The sequence below is a fragment of the Ruegeria pomeroyi DSS-3 genome, from assembly GCF_000011965.2.
Lineage (GTDB): Bacteria > Pseudomonadota > Alphaproteobacteria > Rhodobacterales > Rhodobacteraceae > Ruegeria_B > Ruegeria_B pomeroyi.
This window is the reverse complement of the sequence record NC_003911.12, coordinates 4,082,608-4,109,437: the sequence shown is the minus strand read 5'-3', so window position 1 is coordinate 4,109,437 and position 26,830 is coordinate 4,082,608. Positions and strand designations below refer to the sequence as shown.

At 64.0% G+C, this 26,830-nt stretch carries 28 protein-coding genes; 9 read left to right on the top strand and 19 right to left on the bottom strand.

Annotated features, from left to right (window positions below; translation table 11 throughout):
* Positions 1-12: 12 nt before the first annotated feature.
* From mnmE to SPO_RS19760, 3 genes are all read right to left on the bottom strand, one after another.
* The gene (mnmE, locus tag SPO_RS19770) at positions 13-1,299 is read right to left on the bottom strand and encodes a tRNA uridine-5-carboxymethylaminomethyl(34) synthesis GTPase MnmE (RefSeq protein WP_011049566.1); all 1,287 of its coding nucleotides are present in this window, start codon (positions 1,297-1,299) and stop codon (positions 13-15) included.
* 31 nt (positions 1,300-1,330) lie between these two features.
* A complete protein-coding gene (rho, locus tag SPO_RS19765; RefSeq protein ID WP_011049565.1) occupies positions 1,331-2,602 on the bottom strand; it encodes a transcription termination factor Rho in 1,272 nt (423 codons plus the stop codon).
* A gap of 125 nt (positions 2,603-2,727) precedes the next feature.
* Entirely contained in the window at positions 2,728-3,177 is a 450-nt protein-coding gene (locus SPO_RS19760; RefSeq protein ID WP_044029424.1) for a CopD family protein, read from the bottom strand.
* Between the two features lie 412 nt (positions 3,178-3,589).
* On the opposite strand from SPO_RS19760, the gene SPO_RS19755 reads away from it, so the two are divergent.
* The 4 genes from SPO_RS19755 to dnaQ are packed head-to-tail and all read left to right on the top strand — an operon-like array spanning position 3,590 to position 6,327.
* Complete coding sequence (locus SPO_RS19755; protein ID WP_011049563.1) at positions 3,590-4,189, top strand: Maf family protein; 600 nt, start codon at positions 3,590-3,592, stop codon at positions 4,187-4,189.
* Positions 4,186-5,019 carry a shikimate dehydrogenase gene (locus tag SPO_RS19750; RefSeq protein ID WP_011049562.1) on the top strand — a complete coding sequence of 278 codons (834 nt, stop codon included), beginning with the start codon at positions 4,186-4,188 and terminating at the stop codon, positions 5,017-5,019. The genes SPO_RS19755 and SPO_RS19750 overlap by 4 nt, the downstream gene beginning before the upstream one ends.
* Positions 5,016-5,609, top strand: coding sequence for a dephospho-CoA kinase (gene coaE / locus SPO_RS19745; protein ID WP_011049561.1), 594 nt, complete (start codon positions 5,016-5,018; stop codon positions 5,607-5,609). The genes SPO_RS19750 and coaE overlap by 4 nt, the downstream gene beginning before the upstream one ends.
* Positions 5,602-6,327 carry a DNA polymerase III subunit epsilon gene (gene dnaQ / locus SPO_RS19740; RefSeq protein WP_011049560.1) on the top strand — a complete coding sequence of 242 codons (726 nt, stop codon included), beginning with the start codon at positions 5,602-5,604 and terminating at the stop codon, positions 6,325-6,327. Before coaE ends, dnaQ begins: the two co-directional genes overlap by 8 nt.
* A gap of 24 nt (positions 6,328-6,351) precedes the next feature.
* On the opposite strand, the gene secB is transcribed toward dnaQ, so the two are convergent.
* Together secB and SPO_RS19730 are read right to left on the bottom strand one after the other, a co-directional pair.
* Positions 6,352-6,849, bottom strand: coding sequence for a protein-export chaperone SecB (gene secB / locus SPO_RS19735; protein WP_011049559.1), 498 nt, complete (start codon positions 6,847-6,849; stop codon positions 6,352-6,354).
* 54 nt (positions 6,850-6,903) lie between these two features.
* Entirely contained in the window at positions 6,904-7,395 is a 492-nt protein-coding gene (locus SPO_RS19730) for an FxsA family protein (protein WP_011049558.1), read from the bottom strand.
* Positions 7,396-7,504: 109 nt separating this feature from the next.
* On the opposite strand from SPO_RS19730, the gene SPO_RS19725 reads away from it, so the two are divergent.
* From SPO_RS19725 to SPO_RS19715, 3 genes are read left to right on the top strand one after another with little or no spacing between them, the layout of a single operon-like run.
* Entirely contained in the window at positions 7,505-8,161 is a 657-nt protein-coding gene (locus SPO_RS19725; RefSeq protein ID WP_011049557.1) for a Tim44/TimA family putative adaptor protein, read from the top strand.
* Complete coding sequence (locus SPO_RS19720) at positions 8,158-9,198, top strand: murein transglycosylase A (RefSeq protein WP_011049556.1); 1,041 nt, start codon at positions 8,158-8,160, stop codon at positions 9,196-9,198. Before SPO_RS19725 ends, SPO_RS19720 begins: the two co-directional genes overlap by 4 nt.
* Positions 9,198-9,788, top strand: coding sequence for a Smr/MutS family protein (locus SPO_RS19715; RefSeq protein ID WP_011049555.1), 591 nt, complete (start codon positions 9,198-9,200; stop codon positions 9,786-9,788). Before SPO_RS19720 ends, SPO_RS19715 begins: the two co-directional genes overlap by 1 nt.
* On the opposite strand, the gene SPO_RS19710 is transcribed toward SPO_RS19715, so the two are convergent.
* Complete coding sequence (locus SPO_RS19710) at positions 9,785-10,888, bottom strand: alpha/beta hydrolase (protein WP_011049554.1); 1,104 nt, start codon at positions 10,886-10,888, stop codon at positions 9,785-9,787. The genes SPO_RS19715 and SPO_RS19710 overlap by 4 nt on opposite strands.
* A 32-nt stretch (positions 10,889-10,920) precedes the next feature.
* Entirely contained in the window at positions 10,921-12,228 is a 1,308-nt protein-coding gene (gene hslU / locus SPO_RS19705) for an ATP-dependent protease ATPase subunit HslU (RefSeq protein WP_011049553.1), read from the bottom strand.
* A gap of 191 nt (positions 12,229-12,419) precedes the next feature.
* On the opposite strand from hslU, the gene SPO_RS19700 reads away from it, so the two are divergent.
* Entirely contained in the window at positions 12,420-12,809 is a 390-nt protein-coding gene (locus tag SPO_RS19700; protein WP_011049552.1) for a DM13 domain-containing protein, read from the top strand.
* A gap of 161 nt (positions 12,810-12,970) precedes the next feature.
* Here the strand turns inward: SPO_RS19700 and hslV are convergent, their stop codons facing one another.
* Entirely contained in the window at positions 12,971-13,528 is a 558-nt protein-coding gene (gene hslV, locus SPO_RS19695) for an ATP-dependent protease subunit HslV (protein ID WP_011049551.1), read from the bottom strand.
* A 195-nt stretch (positions 13,529-13,723) separates the two neighbouring features.
* On the opposite strand from hslV, the gene SPO_RS19690 reads away from it, so the two are divergent.
* Entirely contained in the window at positions 13,724-13,918 is a 195-nt protein-coding gene (locus SPO_RS19690; RefSeq protein ID WP_044028877.1) for a DUF1127 domain-containing protein, read from the top strand.
* Between the two features lie 72 nt (positions 13,919-13,990).
* Here the strand turns inward: SPO_RS19690 and arsJ are convergent, their stop codons facing one another.
* From arsJ to tsaE, 11 genes are all read right to left on the bottom strand, one after another.
* A complete protein-coding gene (arsJ, locus tag SPO_RS19685; RefSeq protein WP_011049550.1) occupies positions 13,991-15,265 on the bottom strand; it encodes an organoarsenical effux MFS transporter ArsJ in 1,275 nt (424 codons plus the stop codon).
* Complete coding sequence (locus tag SPO_RS19680) at positions 15,262-16,260, bottom strand: ArsJ-associated glyceraldehyde-3-phosphate dehydrogenase (RefSeq protein WP_011049549.1); 999 nt, start codon at positions 16,258-16,260, stop codon at positions 15,262-15,264. Before SPO_RS19680 ends, arsJ begins: the two co-directional genes overlap by 4 nt.
* A 33-nt stretch (positions 16,261-16,293) precedes the next feature.
* Positions 16,294-17,124 (bottom strand): helix-turn-helix domain-containing protein, encoded by an 831-nt coding sequence (locus SPO_RS19675; protein WP_044028875.1) that lies wholly within the window; start codon positions 17,122-17,124, stop codon positions 16,294-16,296.
* Positions 17,125-17,203: 79 nt separating this feature from the next.
* Entirely contained in the window at positions 17,204-17,581 is a 378-nt protein-coding gene (locus tag SPO_RS19670) for a Lin0512 family protein (RefSeq protein WP_011049547.1), read from the bottom strand.
* The gene (locus SPO_RS19665; protein WP_011049546.1) at positions 17,578-17,928 is read right to left on the bottom strand and encodes a Lin0512 family protein; all 351 of its coding nucleotides are present in this window, start codon (positions 17,926-17,928) and stop codon (positions 17,578-17,580) included. Before SPO_RS19665 ends, SPO_RS19670 begins: the two co-directional genes overlap by 4 nt.
* 87 nt (positions 17,929-18,015) lie before the next feature.
* Entirely contained in the window at positions 18,016-18,336 is a 321-nt protein-coding gene (trxA, locus tag SPO_RS19660) for a thioredoxin (RefSeq protein ID WP_011049545.1), read from the bottom strand.
* A gap of 60 nt (positions 18,337-18,396) precedes the next feature.
* On the bottom strand, positions 18,397-21,753 hold the full coding sequence (gene addA, locus SPO_RS19655; RefSeq protein ID WP_011049544.1) for a double-strand break repair helicase AddA: 3,357 nt from the start codon (positions 21,751-21,753) through the stop codon (positions 18,397-18,399).
* The gene (gene addB / locus SPO_RS19650; RefSeq protein ID WP_011049543.1) at positions 21,750-24,677 is read right to left on the bottom strand and encodes a double-strand break repair protein AddB; all 2,928 of its coding nucleotides are present in this window, start codon (positions 24,675-24,677) and stop codon (positions 21,750-21,752) included. Before addB ends, addA begins: the two co-directional genes overlap by 4 nt.
* Positions 24,670-25,356, bottom strand: coding sequence for a nucleotidyltransferase family protein (locus SPO_RS19645; RefSeq protein ID WP_011049542.1), 687 nt, complete (start codon positions 25,354-25,356; stop codon positions 24,670-24,672). Before SPO_RS19645 ends, addB begins: the two co-directional genes overlap by 8 nt.
* On the bottom strand, positions 25,353-26,360 hold the full coding sequence (locus SPO_RS19640; RefSeq protein WP_044028873.1) for an aminoglycoside phosphotransferase family protein: 1,008 nt from the start codon (positions 26,358-26,360) through the stop codon (positions 25,353-25,355). Before SPO_RS19640 ends, SPO_RS19645 begins: the two co-directional genes overlap by 4 nt.
* Positions 26,357-26,830, bottom strand: a complete 474-nt coding sequence (gene tsaE / locus SPO_RS19635; protein WP_011049540.1) for a tRNA (adenosine(37)-N6)-threonylcarbamoyltransferase complex ATPase subunit type 1 TsaE — start codon at positions 26,828-26,830, stop codon at positions 26,357-26,359. The genes SPO_RS19640 and tsaE overlap by 4 nt, the downstream gene beginning before the upstream one ends.

Here is a 26,830-nt window from a genome sequence, read left to right as displayed (position 1 = left end):
GTGAAACACTCCTCACTTACCCAGGCAGAAGGACGCAAAGATTTCGTCCAACAGCGTTTCCACTCCAATCCGGCCGACCAGAGATTCCAGTGCACGGATCGCGGTGCGCAGTTCTTCGGCAGCGATATCATACAGGTCCGGGCCCGATTCCAGAACAGTGCCGGTGCGATCCAGGGCGTCTAAAGCGGTTTTCATTGCCACGCGATGACGCTCGCGGGTGGCAATACCGGCGCTGGAGGACCGGGTCTTGAGTACATCCGAGATCCGCTGCACCAGCTGATCAACCCCCTGCCCCGTCACGCCCGAGATCGCGTTTGCCGTATCCGGGCGCTGGTCAGCCTTTGGGAGAACATGCAGATCGTCGGGCTGCAATTCCACGCCCATGGCATCGACATCCTCTGTCAGAAAGACCCGCAGATCGGCCTGGTCCGCCCGACGCCGGGCCAGGGCGATGCCCATTCCCTCGACCAGATCACCGGTTTCACGCAGTCCAGCAGTGTCGAGCAGAGTAACCGGCAGTCCGCCAAGGTCCATGCGCACCTCGATCACATCACGGGTGGTTCCTGCGACTTCCGATGTCAGCGCTGCCTCGCGACCCGCCAACATGTTCAACAAAGTCGATTTTCCGGCATTTGGCGGCCCGATGATCGCCACCTCAAACCCGGTTCGAATACGTTCCGCGATACGGACGCCGGCGATCTCGTGTTCCAGATCCGCGCGCACCTCGGCCAACAGCGCCCGCACCTCGGGGCTGACATCTGTCGGGACCTCTTCATCGGCAAAGTCGATCACCGCTTCCAGCAGCGCGGCGGCGCGAATCAGTTTGGCACGCCAGCCTTCGGCCAACTGGCCCAATGCTCCATTCAGCACCGCCTGCGCCTGTTTGCGCTGCGCCTCGGTCTCGGCGTCTATCAGGTCGGCCAACCCCTCGACCTGGGGAAGAGACATCTTGCCGTTTTCCAAAGCCCTCCGGGTGAATTCCCCGGGCTCTGCCAGGCGCAATCCGTCAAGATCGCCAAGACACCGCAGCACCGCTTCGGTGGTGGCCAGGCTGCCATGTATCTGGAATTCGGCGACGTCCTCGCCGGTAAAGCTGGCAGGTGCGGCAAAGGTCAGCACCACACCATCATCCAGGCGGGCGCCCTGCGAATCCTTCAGCTGCCGGACCGACAGGCCCCGCGACGGCAGGTCGGGCCCCGCCAGCAGGCAGGCGGTGTGATAGGCGCGCGGACCCGACAGGCGGATGACTGCAACACCCGCCTTGCCCTGTGCCGTGGCCAAGGCAAAAATCGTGTCCATATCCTTGCCCTCGCGCTGCCGGGATACCGGATCAGGTATTCATCGAATCGAAGAACTCACCATTTGTCTTGGTCTGTTTCAGCTTCGACAACAGGAATTCGATCGCATCGGTGGTGCCCATCGGGTTGAGGATACGACGCAGGACAAAGGTCTTTTGCAGATCGCCCTTGTCGACCAGCAGGTCCTCTTTCCGGGTTCCGGATTTCAGGATGTCGATGGCCGGGAACACGCGCTTGTCTGCGATCTTGCGATCCAGCACCAGTTCCGAGTTGCCGGTACCCTTGAACTCTTCAAAGATCACCTCGTCCATCCGGCTGCCGGTGTCGATCAGCGCGGTTGCGATGATGGTTAGTGAGCCGCCCTCTTCGATGTTCCGGGCCGCACCAAAGAACCGCTTGGGCCGCTGGAGCGCGTTAGCATCCACACCACCGGTCAGAACCTTGCCCGAGGACGGGACTACGGTGTTGAATGCCCTACCAAGTCTTGTGATCGAGTCGAGTAGGATCACAACATCTCGTTTATGCTCGACCAGGCGCTTGGCCTTTTCGATCACCATTTCCGACACGGCCACGTGGCGGGTCGCCGGTTCGTCAAAGGTCGAGGACACCACCTCGCCCTTGACCGAGCGTTGCATGTCGGTGACTTCCTCGGGGCGTTCGTCGATCAGCAGAACGATCAGATAGCACTCGGGGTGGTTGCGCTCGATCGAGTGGGCGATGTTCTGCAGGATCACCGTCTTACCGGTCCGCGGCGGCGCCACGATCAGCGAACGCTGGCCCTTGCCGATCGGTGCGACCAGGTCGATGACCCGGGCAGAGCGATCCTTGATGGTCGGATCCTCGATCTCCATCTTCAGCCGCTCATCGGGGTAAAGCGGCGTCAGGTTGTCAAAGGCGATCTTGTGGCGCGCCTTCTCGGGATCTTCGAAGTTGATCATGGTGACATTGGTCAGGGCGAAATAGCGCTCGCTATCGTCAGGCGCCTTGATCTCACCCTCGACCGTATCACCGGTGCGCAGGCTGTACTGGCGGATCATGTCGGGCGAGACATAGATGTCGTCAGGACCCGGCAGATAGTTCGCCTCGGGCGAGCGGAGAAAGCCAAAGCCGTCCTGCAGCACCTCAAGCACGCCATCGCCGCCGATGGTCCATCCCTCGTCCGCGCGCTCGCGCAGAATCTGGAACATCATCTCGCCCTTGCGCATGGTCGAGGCGTTTTCGATCTCCAGCTCCTCGGCCATGGACAGCAGGTCCTTGGGGCTCTTTGCCTTGAGATCGGCAAGATTCAGGGATTCGATCGTCATCGTATACGGACCCTCTGCCGCCCTGTGGCGGCGCTAGAACGGAATATGTGAACAGGAGACACGGATGCCCGGACGGGCGCGTTGACCCCTAGATAAGCGCGCTGGCAGGCAGAGTCAAAGGGGGATCAGAATTTCACGATCACCGACAGCACGATCACCACCATCAGCAGCGTCGGTACCTCGTTCATCATCCGGTACTGGCGCCCGGTCAGCCGGTTCTGCCCCGCTAGAAAGCCCTTGCGACGCGCGTTGAGCCACTCGTGGAACCAGGTCATCGCGATGACGGACGCACCCTTGGTCCAGGGCCAGACCTCGCCCCAGTCGACGATTCCGGGCGTCAGAACCATGATCAGACCACAGACCCAGGACACGATCATGGCCGGCCGCATGATCACGCGTACCAGCTTTTCTTCCATCTCGTGGAAGATCGCCGGTGCCTCCTGCACCTTCTCAGCCTTTTCGACGTGATAGACAAAGAGCCGGGGCAGATAGAACAGACCAGCCATCCAGCTGATCACCGCCATGATGTGCAGGGATTTGACCCATGGGTAGAGGGTGAACAGCAGGTCGGTCATCATGTCTCTCTTCGGGGTCCTGGCCTCGTATCTAATAATAAAAAAGAAAAGAAGAAAGATTGATGGTTTTGTAGGCCGCTCCGTTTTCGTGGATAACTGTTCTCTCCCTGCGGTTTTCCCCAATGTGTGAAACTTTGCGCGAATGTTCCGAGGTCTGTGGAAACATCAAACATTTACATTTTTTAACAGTGGCTTACATCAACTTCTCTTGGCGGATAAGATCGGGGAGTACGGGTGGAGGACCATGAATATGTCCTGTTATCCCTGCTCGTGCGGTTATCCTTGTCCAGATGGGATGGAACCCGGGCGACTCGGGTGAGATTTATCGGTTTTCCCCGGGCTTGCACGTCAAGCCGAAAAGCATGAAAAACCGTACCAGAGCGATCACCAGATTTCCCACGGGGTTTTCCACATGACTGTCCCCCTCATCCTGGCATCCGGCTCGGCCATCCGGGCCCAGCTGCTGGAAAACGCAGCCGTCCCCTTTACCAAGGATGTACCGCGCGTTGATGAAGAATCGGTAAAGGCAGCCCTGCTGGCCGAGAGTGCACCGCCGCGCGATATCGCCGATGCCCTGGCCGAGATGAAGGCGCGCAAGATCAGCGACAAGCATCCCGGCGCCATGGTGCTGGGATGTGATCAGGTGCTCGACTTTCAGGGCAGGCTGTTGTCGAAACCCGACAGCCCCGAGACCGCATTGGCGGAACTGAAACAGATGAGCGGTCAGCGGCACATGCTGCTGTCGGCCGCGGTGATCTATGAAAACGGGCAACCCGTCTGGCGCCATGTCGGTCAGGTCCGGCTGCGGATGCGGGCATTGTCCGACAGCTATCTGAGCGGTTACGTGGCGCGCAACTGGGACAGCATTCGCCACGCGGTCGGCGGCTACAAGCTTGAGGAAGAGGGCGTTCGCCTGTTCTCGACCATTGACGGGGATCACTTTAACGTTTTGGGTATGCCCCTGTTGGAACTGCTCAATTTTCTGGCATTGCGCGGAGTGATTGACACATGACCGAGAACCGGATTCCGCTGGCTGGCGTGATCGGCCACCCGATTTCGCATTCGAAATCGCCCCGGTTGCATGGCCACTGGCTCAAAACCTATGGCATCAACGGCCATTACATCCCGATGGATGTGGCGCCCCAGGATCTGGCGCAGGTGGTGCGCACCCTGCCCAAGGCAGGCTTTGTAGGGGTGAACATCACCATCCCGCACAAAGAGGCGGTGATGTCGGTTGCCGATCAGATCACCGATCGGGCCACGCTGATCGGCGCGGTCAATACGCTGATCTTTCGCGAAGACGGGCGGATCCTGGCAGACAATACCGATGGCTATGGCTTCATGGAAAACCTGCGCGCAGGTGCGCCCGGTTGGGACCCGAAATCGGGGCCGGCGGTGGTGTTTGGCGCCGGCGGCGCTGCGCGGGCGGTGATCTCGGCCCTGGCCGAGGCTGGCGTGCCCGAGGTGATCGTTACCAACCGCACCCGTGTGCGCGCCGACAAGCTGAAGGACGATTTCGGCCAGCGGGTCACCGTCGCCGATTGGGTGCAGGCCGGGAACGTGATCGAGGATGCGCGTCTTGTGGTCAACACAACCTCTCTGGGGATGATCGGCAAGCCGGAGCTGCGGGTGCCGCTGGATGGGCTGCGCGCGGATGCGGTGGTGACCGATCTGGTCTATGCTCCGCTCAAGACTCGTCTTCTGGCAGAAGCCGAAGAGATGGGATGCACCACGGTCGACGGGCTGGGCATGTTGCTGCATCAGGCGGTGCCGGGGTTCGAACGCTGGTTTGGCGAGCGCCCGGTTGTCGATGCGGCCACGCGCGCGGCCGCGCTCAGATGACATTTCGACTTGGGCTGACCGGCTCCATCGGCATGGGTAAATCCACCACGGCGCAGATGTTCGTGGACGAAGGCTGCGCGCTGTGGGACGCGGATGCGGCGGTGCACAGGCTCTATTCCAGCGGCGGCGCGGCTGTAGCGCCAATGCGGGCGGCCTTTCCTGATGCGGTGGTTGACGATGCGGTCAGCCGCCCGGTGCTGAAACACATCATTGCCGAGGACCCGCAGGCGTTGAAACGGATCGAGGCCATCGTGCATCCGCTGGTGGCCGAGGATCGCGCCCGGTTCCGCGACAGCGCGACGGCAGATATCCTTGTCTTTGACATCCCGCTGTTGTTTGAAACCGGGGGCGAGGCCGCGATGGATGCGGTCGCCTGTGTCTCGATCCCGCCCGAGGAGCAAAAGGCCCGTGTCATGGCACGCGGCACCATGACCGAGGCACAGTTCGAACAGATCCGGGCCAAGCAGATGCCGAACGAAGAAAAATGCGCGCGGTCCGATTTCGTGATCGTGACCGACACGCTGGACCATGCCCGCGCGCAGGTGCAGGATATCGTCAGGCAGATACGGGCGGGTAACATCCATGCGTGAAATCGTACTCGACACTGAAACCACCGGATTCGACCCTGAAACCGGCGACCGCATTGTCGAGATTGGCGCGGTCGAGTTGTGGAACCACATCGCCACCGGCAACACCTATCACCAGTATATCAATCCCGAACGGATGATGCCCGCCGAGGCTTTTGGCGTGCATGGCATCGGCCCCGATATCCTGGAGCCGCCGCAACAGCCGGAACCGGGCCAGGTGACCCTGCGCGACAAGCCGGTCTTTGCCAAAGTCGGACAGGCGTTTCGCGATTTCGTCGCCGATTCCCATTTGGTCATCCACAACGCGTCCTTCGACATGAAGTTCCTGAATGCCGAACTGCGCTGGATGGGCCTGCCCGAGATTCCGTTCGATCGGGCCATCGACACGCTGGGCATGGCCCGGCGCAAATTTCCGGGCTCGCCCGCCACGCTGGATGCGCTGTGCCGGCGGTTTGGCATCGACAACTCGAACCGGGTGCTGCACGGGGCCTTGCTGGATGCCGAGATCCTGGCCGAGGTCTATCTGGAACTGATCGGTGGCAAGCAGCCCGATTTCGGCCTGTCGACGGTGACAACGGGCGATGGCCCCGGACAGGAAACCGCCTGGCGGGCGATGCCACGGCCAACCCCCCTTCCCGCAAGGATCACCGAGGCAGAGCGCACGGCGCATGCCGAGTTTGTCGAGAAACTGGGGGAAAACGCGGTGTGGAAACGCGCCTGACCCGGGTCAGGCGCGCGTTCCGGATCAGGCGTCGGCCTTTTGCTCGGCCTGGGCGGCCGCCTGCTGGCGAGCCAGCTCCGAGCGGTACAGCGCCATGAAGTCGATATTGTCGAGGTTCAGCGGCGGATAGCCACCGTCGCGGGTGATATCGCTGACGATGCGGCGCAGGAACGGGAACAGCATCCGCGGGCACTCGATCAACAGGAACGGGTGCAGCTGCTCGTTCGGCACACCCTCGACATGGAAAATGCCGCAATAGTCGATCTCGAACACGAACAGCACATCGTCCATGCCCTTGGCCTTGGAGGTGATGTTCAGCTTGATCGCAATTTCGTACTGGTTGTCGGTGCTGCGCTTCTTGGCATCCAGATTGACCTGGACATTGACGTCGGGTTGCACGTCGCCCGAGGCCCCGCGCTGCGCCATGACGTTTTCAAACGACATGTCACGAATGAACTGACCCAATACACGCATCTGGATCTGGGGCGGCTGCTGGGCAGCAGCGGCGTCGGTCTCGGCCATGAAATCCTCCGGCTTTACAAATTTGCCACTGCTTAACAGTTTGGCGCGGTCGGCTCAATGCCGGTCGGGCCCCTCGACCCAGCCTGACGGGCCGGCGCCGCGTTCGCGATGGGGGCGCACCTCTTCCCATTCGCCGTCGATCACGTCGCCGGCGTCACGATGCGGCTGGCGCATTCCTGGCCCCATCTGAAAACTGGCGACCTGAATGCGCGCGCGCAGGTAGCGATAGACCGCGACCCGTACGCCCGGTACCAGCAGCGCAAATCCCAAAGCGTCGGTGAAAAACCCCGGCGTTAGCAGCAAAGCGCCGGAAAACAGGATCATCGCACCATGGGCCAGCGGCTCGGTCGGATCGTCCAACTGGTTGAAGGCGCGGTTCAATTGGCCCAGCGCCATGCGGCCTTGTGTCCTGACCAGCCAGGTTCCCAATACCGCAGTCAGCACCACGATCGCCAGTGTCGGCCATAGCCCGATCAGCCCGCCGACCTGTATGAACAGGGCGATCTCGATGATCGGAACCAGCAGGAAGGCCAGAAACAGATACATTCAGCGCGTCCTTTCGCCTATGGTCAATGGTGGACTTGCCCCCAACCGTTGCCTACATAGTGATCCTAAGCCCAGGTTACAAAGTTTCTGGCCCGAGACCGAGGACATAATGAACTCTCCCCTGATCCAGCTTCTTGTGCTGGCCGGCATTGCCATTTTTCTGATTCTGCGCCTGAAAAGCGTGCTTGGAACCCGTGAGGGGTTCGAAAAGCCGCCCGTGCCGCAGCAACCGGAGAACCGCACCCGGCGTGATTTCGAGGTGATCGAAGGCGGCCCTGACCGCGATATCACCGACCATGTCCCCGAGGACAGCCCGCAAGCCCAGGCCCTTGCGGCAATGAAACGGATCGAACCCGCCTTTTCGGTCAGCGAATTCGTACAGGGCGCGCGTGGCGCCTACGAGATGATCGTGATGGGATTCGAGCGCGGCAATCTGGACGAGATCGAACCGTTCCTGACCGAAGAGGTGTTTGAAACCTTCGTTGGCGTGGTCGCCGCGCGCGAAGATCAGGGCCTGACCATCGAGGCCGAATTCATCGGTGTACGTGAAACCTCGATCCAGGATGTGCATTTCGACAAGGACAGCAATCGAGGCGAGATCACCATGCGCTTTGTGGGCGAGCTGACCTCGGTCGTGCGTGACCGGGGCGGCGATGTGATCGAAGGCAGCCCCACGGCGGTGAAACGGCAAAAGGACGTCTGGACCTTTGCCCGCGTCATGGGCACCGACGATCCGAACTGGCTGCTTGTCGCCACGGACGCATGATTGGCGCGCTCCGGTCGGCTGTTCTGGCAGGTGCCATGATGACCGCCTCAGCCGGAGCGGCAGAGACGACGCATACCGTTCTTTCCTTTGCCCAGCTGGACGGCTGGGCAGAGGATGACCACGCGGCCGCGCTGTCGACCTTTCTGAACACCTGCGATCAGTTCAATGATCCCGACTGGCGCAGCCTGTGCGCCATGGCGCGCGAGGCGACGCCCGAAACCGCGCGCGGTTTCTTCGAGCTGCTGTTTCGCCCGGTCCTGATAGAAGACGGGCAGGACGCGCTGTTCACCGGCTATTTCGAACCCGAGCTTGAGGGCGCGCGGTTCCCCTCGTCCCGCTTTCGCTATCCGGTCTACAAGATGCCGCCCGAGGCGCGCGCCAGCAATCCATGGCTGGAAAGGCGCCAGATCCTCACCAGCGGTGTGATGGACAATCGCGGGCTCGAGATTGCCTGGGTCGATGACCCGGTCGAATTGTTCTTTCTGCAAATCCAGGGCTCGGGCCGCATTCGCTTGCCCGATGGCCAGACCGTGCGGGTCGGCTATGGCGGTGCCAATGGGCATCCCTATCGCTCGATCGGGGTCGAACTGGTACGGCGCGGTGTCTATTCCGCCCATCAGGTCAGCGCCCAGGTGATCAAGAACTGGGTGCGGCGCAACCCCGAGGCCGGGACCGAGCTGCTTTATCACAACCCGTCTTACGTTTTCTTTCGCGAGCTGCGGCACCTGCCCTCGGATCTGGGGCCTGTCGGGGCGATGAACCGGTCGGTGACGCCGTTGCGGTCGATCGCGGTCGATCCCGCCTATACGCCGCTGGGCGCGCCGGTCTGGGTCGAAAAGAACGGTGCCGGCCTGATGCGGCGCCTGATGGTGGCGCAGGATACCGGCTCGGCCATCAAGGGGGCTCAGCGGGCCGATATCTTCTTTGGCACCGGAGACGCGGCGGGACAGGCGGCGGGCACGTTGCGCGACCCGGGCCGCATGGTGGTTTTGCTGCCGATCCAGCGCGCCTATGCCCTGTTGCCGGACGGGTACTGATGACCCGGAGAAAGCTGACACGGGATGAAATCGACCTCTGGCGCAAGGTCGTGCGGCAGGCGGATCGCCTGCATCCCGAACGCGTGGACGGGGTGCATCCCCAGACCCTGCCGAAACCGAAGCCCACCAAACCGCTTCCGGTGCCTCTGGAGCCGTTTGAACTGGGCCAGGCCGCGCGCGCCAAACCGGGGCGCCATGCGCTGTCGCCATCGCTCAGCGAGCGGCTGTCGCGCACGCCGGTGCAGATGGACCCAAAGGCCTATACAAGGATGCGGCGCGGCAAGCTGAAACCCGAGGGCAAGCTGGACCTGCACGGCATGCGCGTCGATACCGCCCACCCTGCCCTGATCCGCTTCATCCTGACCGCCCAGTCCCAGGGCAAGCGGCTGGTTCTGGTTGTCACCGGCAAGGGCAAATATCGCGACGAACCCGGCCCCATCCCCACCCCGCGTGGCGTGTTGCGCCATCAGGTGCCGCAATGGCTGTCGCTGCCGCCGCTGGCACAGGCGGTATTGCAGGTCACACCAGCCCATATCAGCCATGGTGGCGAGGGCGCCTATTACGTCTATCTCAGGCGCAACCGGGGTTAGCGGTCGTTATTCTCGATCACCACGTCCAGCGTGTCGCGCGCATAGGAGACGATCCCGGGAAAAGCGCGTTCCAGCGGAACGTTTCCCGCCTCGAACAGGTCGGTCATGTTGCGCGCCTCGGCGATCATCGCCAGCAGCGTCGGCGAGGTGGCGGCGATGAAATGACCCGATTCCGCCTCGTCCGAAAACTGGCTGGTGTCGATCACCGCGACCGGCAGGTCGGTGATCAGCGCGGCCGAGCCGATCTGACCCAGCCGCTCGCTGCTTTGCTTGCCGCGCAGGTGTCGCGACAGGTTCAGCACGTTGTCCTTTTCCGAGGCCATCACCACAAAGGGCTGTGGCACGGTCTTGATCCGGCGCATCTGGCTGCGGAACACGTCGAGATCCAGATCGGGCGAGATCAGGATGACCCCGTCCAGATGACGCGCGGACCAGCCCGGGGTGGCGATCTCGATCTGGCGCAACGCTTCCATCAACAGGAACGAGCCCATCGAATGGGCAACAACCGCAAGCCGGTCGATCCGCTGTTCGCCCAGCCTGCGCAGCACGGTTTCCAGCCCGTCGCGGGCAAACACCGTGCTGTCGGCGTCATAGGCATAGCCCAGCGCATGACCCTTGCTGGGCCAGGAATAGACCATCAGCGACCCCGGCATCTCGATGTCATGGGCCAGCTGGGCGGCGCGATAGGCGGTTTCTGTCTGGGTCGAGTTGAAGCCATGCACGAACAGAGTCAGCTCGCGCTGTCCTGCCGGTTGTCGCGCAAGCTCTTGCTTTAACCGGGCGCGAAACGCTTCGGGCTGGTCGAACACCGTCTGCCCGGCCAGGATGAACTGTTTTTCCGGGTTGGCCCGGCCATAGCCGAAATCGAGCCGCCCGGGGCGACGGTCGGGCGGGATCGAGACGGTCAGTTCCAGCAGGCTCAGGTTGTCGGCACGGTCAGGGCCAAAGGATCCGTCGTCCTTTTGCACCCGGGTGGTCGCGGCAAAGATCGTGGCGGGGCTGCCCACCGCCAATGCCTCGGGCGTGATCGGCGTATAGCTGCGGTCGGTACAGGCCGACAACAGCGCGACACTCAGGATGATCGCAACCCGAATCCGCATTTCAAACCCTCGTTCCGGCGAAACCCCGTCTGTTACAAAACGTAACGGCTCAGGTCGGTCGAGCGTGTGAGCTCTCCCAGATTGGTATCGACAAAACCGGCATCCACCGTCACCGCCTCGCCCGACCGGTCGGGCGCGGTAAAGGACAGTTCCTCGAACACCCGCTCCATCACGGTGTAAAGCCGCCGCGCACCGATATTTTCGACGCTCTGGTTCACCTCGGCGGCGATATGGGCCAGCGCCGCGATACCGTCGGGGGTAAAGGTAACGGCCACGTTCTCGGTGCCCATCAGCGCCGTGTATTGCAGGGTCAGCGCATTGTCGGTTTCGGTCAGGATGCGCACAAAATCCTCTTCGGTCAGCGCGCGCAGCTCCACCCGGATCGGCAGCCGACCCTGCAATTCGGGCAGCAGGTCGCTGGGCTTGGCGATGTGAAAGGCCCCGCTGGCGATGAACAGGATATGGTCGGTCTTGATCGGCCCGTATTTGGTGCTGACAGTAGTGCCCTCGATCAGCGGCAGCAGGTCGCGCTGCACGCCCTCGCGGCTGACATCGGCCCCGCGCGCGTCCGAGCGAGCGCAGACCTTGTCGATCTCGTCCAGAAACACGATACCGTTCTGTTCGACCGCTTCCAGCGCGGTCTTGTTGACCAGCTCGTCATCCAGCAGCTTGTCGGCCTCTTCCCCGATCAGGATTTCATAGCTGTCAGCCACGCGCAGTTTCTTGCGGGTGGTGCGCCCGGCAAAGGCCTTGCCGAACAGGTCACCCAGATTCATCATGCCCATATTGCCGCCCGGCTGGCCCGGGATTTCGAACATCGGCATCGGGTTCGCGCCATCGGCGACTTCCAGCTCGATCACGGTATCGTCCAACTCGCCCGATTTCAGCTTCTTGCGGAACATCTCGCGGGTGCCCTCGCGCGCATCCTCGCCAGCAATGGCCGTGATCACCCTGTCCTCGGCCGCCTTATGGGCGCGGGCGCGGACCTCGTCCCGCATATAGTCGCGGGTTTGCACGATGGCGGCATCGGCAAGGTCGCGGATGATCTGTTCCACATCGCGCCCGACATAACCGACCTCGGTGAACTTGGTCGCCTCGACCTTGATGAAGGGCGCGCGCGCGAGTTTCGCCAGGCGGCGGCTGATCTCGGTCTTGCCGACCCCGGTGGGGCCGATCATCAGGATGTTCTTGGGGTATACCTCGTCGCGCAGATCGTCGGCCAGCTGCTTGCGCCGCCAGCGGTTGCGCAGCGCCACGGCGACGGCGCGTTTGGCGTCTTTCTGGCCGATGATGAAACGGTCAAGCTCCGAGACGATCTCGCGCGGGGTCAGGTCGGTCATGTGCTCTCAATCTCGTTGTTGCGTTCCGGAACCTAAGCATGGGGGCCGAAAACACAAGCCGATCACGCGGCGTTCACCGCAGGACACGTGCTTTCAGCTATGCGTGAGGCAACCTTTCCGAAAGGCTCCTGCAAGCTTATTCCTCTCTATGCGCACAAGACGCAAAGTCCAACCAAGGGAATTCACCACTCATGATCACCCGTCGTTCTTTGTTTGCTACCGCTGCCGGCGTTGCCGTGGCGCTTGCTTCCAGCACCGCCGCCTTTGCCGGCGGCACCAAGGGTCACTTTGAAGGCCGCTCCAACCATGTCACCTCGGGCTCGGTGAAGCTGGTGAAAGATGGCGAACGCTATGTTGTCGAACTGGGTGACGATTTCTCTCTCGATGGCGGTCCGGACCCGCGCGTCGCATTCGGCAAGGACGGCAAGTACGATCCGGACACCAAGCTGGGTGCGCTGCTGTCGCTGACCGGAAAGCAGCGATATGCGGTGCCGCCGACCTGGGATGTTTCCGCCTATAACGAAGTCTACATCTGGTGCGACGTGGCCGGTGTGCCGCTGGGCGTCGCCAAGATTAACTAGAGCGTGTCGCGTTCATTCGCATTCACGCTGCACGCTCTAACATTTTGATCTCGCATGTCCGGGGAGCGAAAAACCGGTTCCCACTTTTTCGCGACATGCTCTAACGGGCGCCACCACTCACTCTCTCCGCCCGCGAGGCCGCGCCACTGGCGCGGCCTCACTTATTTCGCGATCTTCTCGACGGTCAGGTTGCCGTTGGTATAGACGCAGATGTCGGCGGCGATCGCCATGGCGGCACGGGCCACTTCCTCGGCGCTCTTGTCGCTGTCCATCATCGCCCGCGCGGCGGCCAGCGCGAAATTCCCGCCCGAGCCGATGGCGGCCACGTCATGTTCTGGCTCCAGCACGTCGCCCGCGCCGGTGATCACGAACATGTCCTGACCGTCGCTGACGATCAGCATCGCCTCGAGCTTTTGCAGATACTTGTCGGTGCGCCAGTCCTTGGCCAGCTCGACCGAGGCGCGCGCCAGTTGGCCGGGCGTTGCCTCCAGCTTGGCTTCCAGCCGTTCGAGCAGGGTAAAGGCGTCGGCGGTCGATCCGGCAAAGCCCGCGACCACGTGATAGCCGCCCGGCGACAGGCGGCGTACCTTGCGGGCGGTGCCCTTGATCACGGTCTGGCCCAGGCTGACCTGACCGTCGCCCGCGATGACAACCTCGCCGCCCTTCTTGACGCCGATGATCGTGGTGCCGTGCCAGCCCGGGAATTGATCGTCTGCCATGAATGCCTCCATCCTGTGTTGCGCCCGTATATGGGCCGTCGCGTGCGCGAGGGCAAGTTATGCATATTGCCCACAAGTTATGCACGGATTGCATTTCGGGCCTGCCGAGCGGGCATTTGTAAGACTCGGATCCATCCCCTATCTGAGGCTCACAACCGACGCAGGGTCGGCTGTTTCATTCAAAGGAACGCGCAAATGGCATATACCACCAGCACCACAGCGCCGCTCGGAGCAGTCACCGTTCTCCGCGTGGTGGATTTCTTCTACTCGGCGAAAGAAGCCGTGGCATCCTGGAACGACTCGCGCCGCACCCGCAAGGCGCTGTCGGTTCTGACCGACGCCCAGCTGGACGACATTGGCCTGAGCCGTGCCGACATCGCCAAGATCTGATCCTTTCCCCACGGATCGACGTTAGAATAGCCGCTCGTGTTTCGGGCGGCTTTTTCTATTGTGGGCCTTGGCTCAGGCCGATCTGGGGGTCGGTGCCACCTGTAGCCGACCGGCGGCCAGCGCGCTGAGCGCCACCATCACCGCCGCGGTTCCCAGGCAGGCGGGTACCCCGCCCAGCTGATAGGTCAGCCCGGACAAAAGCGTGCCCAACAGCCGCCCCGCCGCATTTGCCATATAGTAAAACCCCACATCCATGGTGACCCGCTCGTCCTTGGAAAAGGCGAGGATCAGATAGGAATGCAGCGAGGAATTGACGGCAAAGAGTGCTCCAAACACCAGCAGGCCCGATACCAGAACCGCCGTCAGCCAGGGCTGTGGTCCGCTGGAAATCAAGGTCGCGCCCGTCAGAACTGCGGGAACAAGGGCCAGCCAGGCCGCCCAATGGCGGGCGGCTGCGATCAACCCGTCCTCACCCCGCGATGCGGCGCGCAGCAGGCGCGGGGCCGAGGCCTGTATCGCGCCATAGAACACGATCCACCCCGCCATGAAGCTGCCGATCATGAAGAACGCGGCGCGGTTGCCCGCCTCGCTGCCGTCGGACAGGACCGCGTAGAAATAGACCGGGATGCCGACCACGAACCACACGTCGCGGGCGCCGAACAGGAACACCCGCGCCGCCGAGAGCCAGTTGATATTGGCGGATTTGGAGAAGACCTCGGAAAACTTGGCCCCCTTGCGGCCCTTGGGCAGGCCGGCAGGCATGGCGACCAGCACCGCCAGCAGGATCACCGCCAGGATCGCCGCCATGCCCAGTGTTGCAGCGGTGAAACCGGCGAACCCAAGCAGAACGGCGCCCAGAAGGAACCCCACGCCTTTGACCGCGTTCTTTGACCCTGTCAGCACCGCGACCCAGCGAAACAACCCGTCGCCCTGTTTTGGCGCCAGCAGTTTGACCGCCGATTTCGAGGACATCTTGGCCAGGTCCTTTGCCACGCCGGACAGGCCCTGCACGACCATGACAAAGGCCACCGATGTGGCAATCTGCCAGCCCGGATCCAGTTGCGACAAGGCCACCAGCGCACCCACCTGAAGCGCCAGCCCGGCATAGAGCGTGGCCGCCAGCCCGAACCGCGCCGCGATCCAGCCCGCCGACAGGTTGGTGACCATGCCCGCGACCTCGTAGAGCACAAACAGATAGGCCAGCTGCACCGGGCTGAAGCCCATCATGTGGAAATGCAGCAGCACCAGCATGCGCAGGGCGCCATCGGTCAGCATGAAGGCCCAATAGGCGGCGGTGACAGCGATATAGGCCGACAACCCGCCACGCTCGGACGGGGCCCGGGTCACAGGCTGTCACCCACCATGATGGCCACATCGACCAGCCGGTGAGCATAGCCCATCTCGTTGTCATACCAGGCATAGATTTTGACCTGGGTGCCATTCACCACCATGGTCGAGGGCGCATCCACGATCGAGGATCGCGGATCGTTGGTGTAATCGGCCGAGACCAGCGGCCGCTCCTCATATCCCAGGATGCCGTTCAGCGGCCCCTCGGCCGCGGCCTTGAACAGCGCGTTGACCTCTTCGGCGCTGGTGTCGCGGGCGACTTCGAACACGCAATCGGTGATCGAGGCATTCAGCAACGGCACCCGCACCGCATGGCCGTTCAGCTTCCCCTTGAGTTCGGGATAGATCAGCGTGATCGCGGTGGCGCTGCCGGTGGTGGTGGGGATCAGCGAATTCAGCGCCGAGCGCGCCCGACGCAGGTCCTTGGCCGGGCGGTCGACGATGGTCTGGGTATTGGTGACATCATGGATCGTGGTGATCGAGCCGTGCTTGATCCCGACCCCTTCGTGCAGGACCTTGACCACCGGCGCCAGGCAGTTGGTGGTACAGCTGGCGGCGGTGACGATCCGGTGGCGCGCAGGCTCGTAGATATCGTGGTTCACGCCATAGACGATGTTTGCCGTATCGCCATCTTTGACCGGGGCCGAGACCACCACCTTTTTGACGCCCGCATCGAAATAGGGGGTCAGTTTCGCTTCGGTCTTGAAGACGCCGGTACAGTCGATCACCACATCCACCCCATTCAGCGGCAGATCCTCGATCCGGCGGCTGGTGTGGACCGGAATCCGGGTGCCGTCGATGGTGATCGACTGGTCATCCCAGCCGAATTCGGCCTGCCAGCGCCCATGTACGGTGTCGAATTCCAGCAGATGCGCGAACATCTCGGGGCTGCCCACCGCATCGTTGATCCAGGCGATTTCTGCGCCGCGCTCCAGCAGCGGTTTCAGGGCCAGCTTGCCCATACGGCCAAGTCCATTCAGTGCGTAAACGGTCATGATAATTCCTTTGAAAAATCGGATCGGATCGGGTCAGGCCTCGCGGCCCAGATCATCGACCGCGCGTTGCAGGGAAATCCGGTCAAGCTGCTCGAAAGGCAGGTTAGCGAATGCGCGAATGCGGTTTCTGAGCGTGCCATAGACCTGCTGAAAGGCGAGGCTTTTCTGCGCGCCATTGCCCTCGGCCTTGACCGGGTCAGGCATGCCCCAATGGGCCGAGATCGGTTGCCCCTGCCAGGCCGGGCATTCCTCGTTTGCGGCGCGGTCGCAGACGGTAAAGACGAAATCGAACTTCGGCGTCTCGGGGGTGGTAAATTCCGCAATATTCTTGGCGCGCAGGCGGGTCACGTCATGACCCTTGGCGCGCAGCACCTCGACCGCGTGGGGGTTCAGCTCGGAATAGGGCCTGGTCCCTGCTGAAAAGACGTTGAACCGGTCACCGCCTTCGTCCCGCAACAGGGTCTCGGCAAAGATCGAGCGGGCGGAATTGCCGGTGCAGATGAACAGGACATTGAAGGCCGGGTGGGTCATGAGTGGGCTCGTCGCGAAGTTGGAAAGATCGGTTGGCGCGCACAATTCAGGGCGGCCCCGGCAGCAATCCAGGAACAGCCCATTCATCGTCTCACGCATCCCGTCCATATCCACCTGGTAAAGCAGCGAGGTGCCCTCGCGGGTCTGGGTCACCAGCCCCACCTGCACCAAAGCAGAAAGATATGACGATAATGTGCTGGGCTTCACATCCAGCGCGGTGCCGATTTCACCGGCGGCGACGCGGCCCGGATAGCGCCGCATCAGCAGGCGGAACACGGCGAGCCGTTGCGGGTGCCCAAGGGTGGACAGGCGGAGGGGAATCGTTATTTCCATATTTCGCGTTTTATCGAAATAAAGGATTCGCACAAGCCCCTTTGCGCTGTCCCTCCTGCTCACGCTCGGCTGAGGGTGTTCAGACCGGATCGTTCCGTGTCAGCTGATATTTGCCCGCAAGGGAGGGCAGGTACGCCTCGATCGCGGCAGTTGCCACGACATGGTGGGTTCCGGCATCCGGGTCCGCCACGTCCAACCCACCCAGCACCGCGCACACCGTGGCAACCCCACGCGGCAGTTCGGCGGCGACGGCATCGCAATCGACCTGATCAGGTCGCTGCACGCCGATAGTCACCTGCACCCGCATCTGTCCGTGATCGATCCCCAGTTTCGAAAACAGCGTGATCGAGGAATGGTGCAGAGCGTCCTGAACCGCCCGTCGCGCCGCCTTGGTATAATCCTGACCATAGAGGTCATTACCTGTGCCCATCTCAAGGATCATCCGATGATCGCTCATCCCACCGCCTCCATGTCAAAGGAAACGACGACCGCCGCATTGGCGATGACCGTGCGTCCGCCGCCCTGCGGCTTGTCGATGTCCAGCCCGCCTTGCCGGACCGTTATATTGGGCTGGCCATAGGGAAACACTGCCGCCAGCGCTACGTTATCCACCGCCTCGGGCCGCTGCACGCCAATCTCGGCATCGACGATCATCGCCTCTTTCGGAAAGCCGAACAGCTCGGCCATGTTGACCGAGTTGTGCCACAGCGCGTCCTTGAGAGCGCGCAGCGCCGCCTCGGTATAATCCTCGCGCCTGAGCGAACTGCCCATGCCGAATTCCACCAATACGCGCGTCTTAGCCATTCTGCCTCTCCTGCCATCGCCCGTGATCGGAACGAAAAAGAGGCGCCCGATGCGGGGCGCCTCTTGGTTCATACCGTGAAACCGGCCTCAGATCGAGCTGTCGATCCAGTTCTGCAGCGCCGCTTTCGGCGCCGCGCCGGCGCGGTTCGAGACGACCTGACCATCCTTGAAGATGAACAGAGCCGGAATGCCGCGCACGCCCATGGCGGCGGCGGCATTGGGGTTGCTGTCCACATCGACCTTGGCGATCTTCACCTTGCCGGCATATTCGGTTGCCAGCTCTTCCAGGGCGGGGCCGATCTGTTTGCAGGGGCCGCACCATTCGGCCCAGAAATCCACCACTACGGGGATGTCCGAATTCTTGACTTCGGCGTCGAAGGTTGCGTCGGTGACGGCTACGGTGGACATGGACTGTCTCCAAAAAGGGATGCACTTGGGCCGGAAAGGTAGGTTCCCGATGGGGGGAGGTCAAGATATCTGGATGCGACCCAGGGCAGCGGCCACAAGATCGTGAGGCAGCCACATGATCTGCGCGGTGCGAGTCCAGAGGATACCGGTGCGGATGGTATGGCCGGGATAGACCTGTTCCAACGCGTAGGCATAGGCGCCCATCTGCCGCAACAGCCCCTCGGGGCAGGCTTCGGGCCGGGCGGGCACCACCGCGTTGCTTTTGAAGTCGACGACGCCGATTTCACTATCACCGATCAGCAACCGGTCGATCACTCCGTGCAAGCGCCTTGCCCCCAGCGGCGCGGTAATCGGCACCTCGGCCAGGGTGCCGGGGGCAAAGATTTCGGCCAGCGCCGGAGAGTTGAGCACGCCGCGTGCCTCGGCAAGCAGATCGTCGCGCAGCAGGGCATCAAGATCGGGCAACAGGCGCCGCGCATGATCCTGCCAGCCCGCCGGATCGGTGCCGGGCAGATGTTCCAGCAATAGGTGCAACTGGCTGCCGCGCGCCTTGGCGGCTTCTTCGTCCTGACCGGCCTCGCCGGGCAGGGCCTTGGCGCCGCCCAGATCCGAGGGCGCGATGGTCTTGACCGCCGCCACGGGCGCAGGCGCCGGGCGGCTGGCCCAGTCCGGCGGTGTCTCGGCCGTATAAGGCGTGGCGCGTTCCTCGACCAGCGCAGGCGCGGTCCAGTCGCCATGTTCCAGCCGCAGGATATCGCCCTCGGTCCCGGTCGCCCCGGCCTCGGCCATCGCGTTCGCAACCGCCTGGTACCAGCTGTTGCCATCGCTGCCCAGATCGCCTGCCGCCGCCACGATCAACCACTTTTCCGCCCGTGTCAGGGCCACATACAACAGCCGCAGCCGCTCGTTCATCTCGCGCGACTGCGCCGCCTCGCGCGCGGTCGAGAGCAGCGCCGGAGAGCTGTCGCGCGGCACCCGCCACAGCGGCGTGCCTTCGGCCAGCATGATCTCGGCATCACGCGGTGCGCGGCGCTGGGCGGTATCGGGCAGGATCACGATGGGTGCCTCCAGCCCCTTGGAGCCGTGCACCGTCATCACCCGGATCATGTCGCCCACCCCGGTCATCTGGCGCTTGATCTCCAGATCGTCGGTCTGCATCCAGACCAGGAACCCGGTCAGGCTGGGAATGTCCGATCGTTCATAGGCCAGCGCCTGGCTGAGCAGGGCGTTGATCCCGTCCTCGGCCTCGGCGCCCAATCGGCCCAGCAGTTTGCGGCGCCCGTCATGCCGGGTCAGGATCCGCTCAATCAGGTCATAGGGGCGCAGGAAATCGGTCTGTCCGCGCAGGTCGTCGAGCACGGCCAGCGTTTCGGCAAACTCGGCCCGGCGCGCCCTGAGAGCCGCCCACAGGTAGCGTTCGCTTCGGCGATGCGCCAGATCGAAGAGCCGCTGTTCGCTCCACCCGAACAGCGGCGATTTCAAAACCGTGGCCAGCGACAGGTCGTCCTCGGGCGTGGCCAGAAAGCTGAGCAGGGCGGCCAGGTCCTTGACCGCCAGTTCGGCCCCGACCTTGAGTCGGTCGGCCCCCGCGATGGGCAGGCCCGCCGCCTTGCAGGCGCGGATGATCTCGGCAAACAGGTCGGATCGGCGCTGTACCAGGATCAGGAAATCTCCGGGCCGGACCCGCCGCCGCGCAAAGGTGCCGGGCGTTTCTCCGTCGACCGGGATGGTTTCGCCCCGGTCGATCATTTCCCTGATCTGCCCGGCGACCCGTTCGGCCAGGATCACCGTGTGATGGCGCGCGCCGGGCCGGTCCACCGGATCGGTCCAGTCGCCGTCCTCCTCGTCCTCGACCTTGTCGATCAGCGGCCAAAGGTCGACACGCCCCGGCAGGTCGGATTTGAAGGCGCGGTGCAACGACTCTTTGCGGAACCCGGCCTGTGCCCGGTCCCGGAACACCAGATCGACCAGCCCAAGGATCGCGCTGGACGAGCGGAACGAGAATTCCAGCGTCAGATCTTCGAGGTTAGAGCCTGAATCGCGCAGCTTGCGCCCGAATTCTCCCTGCATGCGGTCAAACGCGTCCGGGTCGGCGCCCTGAAAGGAATAGATCGACTGTTTCTTGTCGCCGACGACAAAGATGGTGCGCTCGACACCCGAGCGCGCGCCTTCGCCGCTGGTGAATTCCTGCGCCAGCTTTTCGATCACGTCCCATTGCTCGGGGCTGGTATCCTGCGCCTCGTCCACCAGGATATGGTCGATGCCACCGTCAAGGCGGTAAAGCACCCAGGCCGCGACGCTCGGATCGGTCAGCAATTGCCGCGCCTTAAGGATCAGGTCGTCAAAGTCGAGCCAGCCGCGCAACTGCTTGCGGCGGTCATATTCCGGCAGGAACACGGCTGCGAACCGGTGTAGCGCCAGCGATTTCTGCGCGGCAGCCAGCGCTAGGCGCTGGTCGCGCGCCGCCTCGACCCGCAGCATCAGCGCCTCGAGCTGCGGCATCTGCCGGGCCAGCGCGCCCTGGCGCAGCCCCTTGGTGGGAAAGCTGTCGATCTTGGCCGAGAACGGTGATTTAGCGCTGGCGCCGGTCAACAGCACCTGTTCGAGCACGATCAGCCCGTCGAGCGTTGGCCGGGTAAAGGCGGCAAGCCGCGCGGCGGCCTTTTGGTCATTGGAACCGCTGCCCATCAGCGCAGGCAGGAGGGCACGGATCAGTTCAACCTCGCCCCCCAGAAAGACCGAGGAGAGCAGCGCCTGGGTGTCGAACCCCTCGGGCAGATCGAACAGGGTCAGCAGCCCGGCCCAGTCCAGCGGTTGGGCAAAGGCCGCGCGTTGCTGGCAGATGGCGGCGGTCAGACTGGCGAAATCCGTATCGGTGATGTGGCGGGCCAGATCCGAGACCAGCGCCGCTTGCGGGCCGGCGGCCAGATCCTCGACGATCTCTTCGCGCAGCAGGGCGGCGGCGCGGTCCTCCATTTCAGAGAACTGCGGGCTGACCTTGGCCTCAAGCGGGAACCGGCGCAAGAGCGTGGCGCAGAACGAGTGGATGGTCTGGATCTTGAGCCCGCCGGGCGTTTCGATGGCGCGGGCAAACAGGGTACGGGCATGGGCCAGCCGCGCGTCGTCGATCGCCCCCGGCACCCCCAGATCCGACAATTGCGCCCTGAGCGGCGCATCGGCCAGCATCGCCCATTCGCCCAACCGCTTGAACAGGCGGTTCTGCATCTCGCTGGCCGCTGCCTTGGTATAGGTCAGGCACAGGATGTGCTGCGGCTGCACATCGCTGAGCAACAGCCGCGCCACCCGGTCGGTCAGCACCTTGGTCTTGCCAGAACCGGCATTTGCCGCCAGCCAGGTCGAGGTATCGGGCCGCGCGGCCTGTACCTGCCGTTCGGTTGCCGCGTTGCGGGCGCTCATGTCAGATCCTCGGGTTCGGACGTGGCGCTGCGGTCCCATTCGCCGAACCGGGCCAGATGATCGTAATCGCCGGCATCGCTGTCCTTGTGCAGCATCCGGCGCGCGGTAAAGCCCTGATCTGGCTCGAAATAGGCGCCGATCAGCTGGTGCAGCTCGGCCCAGACCCTGGCCGGGGGTTCGGCGTCCAGCGGGGCTGGCACCTCTTTGTAACTGCCGCCCATGCCGATAAAGACCGCGCGCGCCACCGGGGCCGGGTCGATCCCCTCGAACCCGCCTTCCTCGGCCAGCGCGGCCTCGATCAACAGCTGCCGGTCGAATTTCGCCTGCTGCTTTTCGCTGGGCGGTGCCCCTGTCTTGTAGTCGTAAAGACACAGCGAGCCGCGTTCGGTACGGTCGATCCGGTCGGCCCGCCCGGTCAGGGTGAAATCCAGCCCGTCGAGCTGTTTGCGCATCCGCGCCTCGAAGGCGATCGGGCCGGCATCGGCGCGCCGGGCCTCCTCAGAGAGCAGGAAGGCATCGGCCACCCGGTCGAGCCGTGCCAGCCACAGCGCCCGTGCCGTGGGCCAGGCAACCAGCTCCTCCAACATCGTGGCCGCACGTTTCAGGAAGGTGTCGCGATTGAGCAGGGCCATGTCCAGCACGCTGTCGCGAACGAAACTCTCCAGGATCTCGTGGATCACGATCCCCCTCAACAGCGCGTCGGGCGCCTGCACCAGCGGGTCCAGCGGTTTCAGCCGCAGCACATGCCGGGCATAGATCGCGTAAGGATCGCGGATCAGCTTCTTGATCTCGGTCACCGACAATTGCCGGGGCCGTGCCGCCAGCGGGGGCCTGGGCGAGGGGCGCGGGGCGGGGGCGCTGCGCGGGGCCTCCTCCAGCGCCTCTGCCATCGACAGCCAGCGGCGGCCACGCGCCCGCATCTCGGACAGCGCCGCGGCACCGCCCTGATCGGGCAGGCCCTGCAACAGGTTGGTCAGCCGGTTCAGCCAGCGCGAGGGCACGGTTTCGGCATCGTCCGAGCGTTTGGCGCGGGTCAGCCAGACCTCGGGCGCGCCGATGGCCTGCTGGAAATCATGTGCCGACAGGCCGATGCGGCGTTCCGGCAGCAACAGGCCCGCATCATGGCGCATGCGACGGTTCAGCCAGGGGTCGGGGGCCGGGGATTCGGGCCAGCTGCCTTCGTTCAACCCGCCCAGGATCAACAGCTCGGCCCCCATCACCCGCGCCTCGAGCGTGCCCCAGATCATGATGCCGGGATAGGGCGCGTCGCGGTCGCGTACCTCGCCCGTGGACAACAGCCCGCCCAGCAGATCGGCGAAATCCCGGGCGTCCATCTCGCCCCCATGCGGGGCCTCGTCGGCCAGAGCGGTGACGATGGCCAGCGCCTCTTGCCCTGCCTTCTGTTCCCACAAGCTGCCAGTGCCGCCCTCGGTGCCCGCCGACAGCGCCTCGGCCAACTGGCGCAGGCGGTCGACCCAGTCGATCAGTGGCAGGGTGCCGGTGACATGCTGGTCGCAGAAACAGCGGGCGACCCAGTTGGTCCAGCCTTCGGGCACCTCGCGGCGGGTGGCGAACGCGGCCAGATCGCCGACACCGGGAAAGGGTGGGCCGTTGCGGCGCAGGTCCAGTTCCAGATCGCGGGTGTGCAGCAGGTGTTCGTTGCGGCCCTCTCCGGTGTGACACAGCGGGTGTTTCAGCACGCTCAGCAAGGCTTCGCCATCCAGCCGCGCGGAAAACAGCGCCGCCACATGGCGCAGGAACCGGCCCGGAGGTGACAGGTGCAGCGGCAGGCCGGCGCTGTCATCGGGCAGGATGTTCCAGCGGTCAAGCGCGGCACTGACCTGCCGCGTCAGCATCCGGTCGGGGGTGATCAGCGCCGCGCTTTGACCATCCTCTGCCGCCTGACGCAGGCGCAGGGCGATGGCCAGCGCCTCGTCCCGGGGGCTGGCCGCCTCAATCAGGGTGATGTCGCGGGTGGCGGTGTCGATGCCCTCTAGCTGCGGTCCCTCGCTCATCCAGGCGTCGGTCACCGGTGCGGGGCGAAGCGCCAGCGACACCAGCCGGTTGCGGGCCGGGCAGGGGGCCACGTCATCCGACCAGGGCGCGATCTGATCCGGCGTCAGGTTCAGCCGCGCCATCAGCCGGGCAAAGCGGAACTGGGGATGATCCTCGGCGGTCAGCGCGTCCTCGAGCCCGTCCCAGACCCGCTCCGGTTGGTCAAAGTCATAGCCCGGAAGCACCACGGCGCCCTGCGGCAGGCGGGCAACCGCCTCCATCAGCAGCATGGTTGTGCCGCGCGATCCGGTCGAGCCGGCCAGGATCACCGGATGCTCGGGCGGGCGCAGTGCCCATTCGGCGATCAGCGCCTCGACCACGCGCCTTTGCCGGGCCTGCACGTCCAGTTCGTCGTCACCGCTGCGCAAATAGTGCTCGGCGATGGCGATGAATTGCTGCGCGCGCGCCCAGTGCCCCGACTGGTCGCTGACATCCAGTGCGCGAATGATGGCGGGGGAGACTCCCTCGCCCTGCATCTCGTCGATCAGCGCGGCAAGGCTGTCGGAGAGATCGAAGATCGAGGCGCGCGCCGCCAGGTCGGGTTGCTGGTCCAAGAGGCGCGTGATCAGCTGCACCAGTTCCAGCCGCCGCCGCAGCGGCGGTATGGCGGGCGGCAGATGGGTGACCGCGCCCAGCGCTGTCAGATCGGTGACCAGCGACACCCGCGGCAACAGCGTTGCCGGCCCGGCATCGAACAGCGCGCGGATGCGCCGCTCCATCCGGTGGGTGTTGACCACCACCTGCGCCCGCGCCAGCACATGCGGCGCCTGCCCGGCAGCGCGCTGGCGCAGCCCTTGTACCAGCGCCCGCGGAAAATCGACACCGGGTGGCAGGGCAAAGACACGGGGGTGCGGGCAGGGGTCAAACATCGCGCAGCATCTCCTCGGCCAGGGCAATTCCGCCGGGATGGCCCACATCGCACCAGCGTCCGGGATATTCGAGCGCAAACAGCCGCCCCGCCGCCCCGATCCTGTTCCAGAGAAGGTTCAGCGAAAAGGCAGGCATGTCAAAATCGCCCAAACCGCCGGTCTTGACGATCTGCACCCCGCCATAGATCAACCCGGGGCCGCGTTCGATCCGCCCCTGTGCATCACGGCTGAAATCGCCATGCCCGGCATGGCCGATGGCCTGTCCCACCGGAACGCACATCAACAGCGCGTCCATACGCGCCGGCTCCCAGGCTTCGGCCAGCAGGGCAAAGGGGTTCGGCCCCGACCAGATCGCATCGGAATTGGCGGTAAACACGGTCTCGGCCGCAAGCAGCGGCAAGGCCTGCCGCAGCCCGCCGCCGGTATCAAGGATGTCGGGCTGCTCGTGGGACAAGAGCACGCCTTGCGGCGCCAGATGCGCCGCCAGCAACGGAGCGAGGTAATGCAGGTTGGCCACGATCCGGGGCGGCGATACGGCGCGGGCCAGATCTAGCGTGTGATCGACCAGCGGGCGGCCCGCCACCTCGATCAGGGGTTTCGGGCGGGTACGGGTCAGGTCGCCCATGCGGGTGCCGAAGCCGGCGGCAAACAGCATTACGGGCAGGTCGGATGAGGTCATCTCGGGTGCAGTCGGGCCAGATTTTCGGAAGAGGGCGGTGGCAGCGTTTCGCGCAGCAGGTCGGCGATACCCGCCATTGCAGGATGCTCCAGATCGCGCATCACATGGCGCCAGACCGCCGCCATCAGCGCCAGATACCGGGTCTTGCCCAGGTCGCGCGACAACCGGGCGAATACACCCAGGATCCGCAGGTTCCGCTGCACGCCCAGCACCGCATAGGCGGTGCGGAACTCGTGGTCGTCGGCCCCGGTCGCCTCGATGAATCGGGCGATCATCGGCATCTCGATCCGGGCGGGCACATCGCGGCGGATGTCCTGCAACAGGCTGACCAGATCATAGGCCGGATGCCCAACGACCGCGTCCTGAAAATCGAGTAGCCCGACCCGGGCAAGATCGCTGCGATCGGGCAGCCAGATCAGGTTTTCAGCGTGATAATCCCGCAGGATCAGCACCTTTGGCCCCTGCACGGTCTGGTGCAGCAGGTCGCCGAACCGGTCGATGAAGCGGTCCCGCGTTTCGCTCACGTCGTCACCGGTGATCCCGCTCACGTAATGATCGAAGGCGATATCGGTCTTTTCGGCCAGCAAAGCCGGGCCATAGCTGTCAAGCCCGGCCATCAGAGGCATGTCGCGCAGCGCCACCAGCAGATCGGTCGCGGCTTCGTAAAGCGGAGCCTCCAGCGTCGGGTCGCGGGCGATGACGCGGGTAAACAGATCGTCGCCCAGATCCTCGATCAGCAAGAAACCCTGCGCCGGATCCTCGGCCAGGATCTCGGGCGCGCTGAGGCCCTGGGCGCGCAGATGCCGCGCCAGTTCGACAAATCGGTGCACCGTTTCGCCCTGCTCGGGCGGGGCGTCCATCAGCACGGCGGTCTGGCCGGTTTCGGGGTTGGTCAGCCGCTCGTAGCGGCGGGCCGATGCATCGCCGGCCAGCGGCGCGCGCGTGGCAGTGGCCCAGCTGGTGCCGGCGAGGAAGGCAGTGGCAAGCGCGCTGCGGTCACTCATTTCAGCGCCTCGATGCGCGGATCCCATTTGGGATCGCTCCAGGACAGGGTCAGGCGGCGTTTCAGCTCATCCGCCGGATCGGTTTCGAAAGACAGATGCAGGGCGTGATCCGGCGTCAGCGGGCCCAGCCGGTCGGGCCATTCGACCAATGTGATCGCGTCGGAAAAGGCCTCGCTCAGGCCCAGTTCCTCGATCTCGTCCAGCCCGGTCAGCCGGTATAGATCGCTATGCCAGATCTCGCCCCTTGCGCTGTCATAGACCTGTACCAGCGTAAAGGTGGGCGAGGGGATATCCTCGGCCACGGGCAGCAGCGACTGGATCAGATGGCGGGCGAAATGGGTCTTGCCGCTGCCGATCTCACCGGACAGCAACAGGCAGTCGCCCGGTGCCAAAGCGGCACCCAGACGCACGGCCAGATGGGCGGTTTCATCGGGGTTATCAAGGTGCAGGATCAGGGGCGAAGCGGTCAT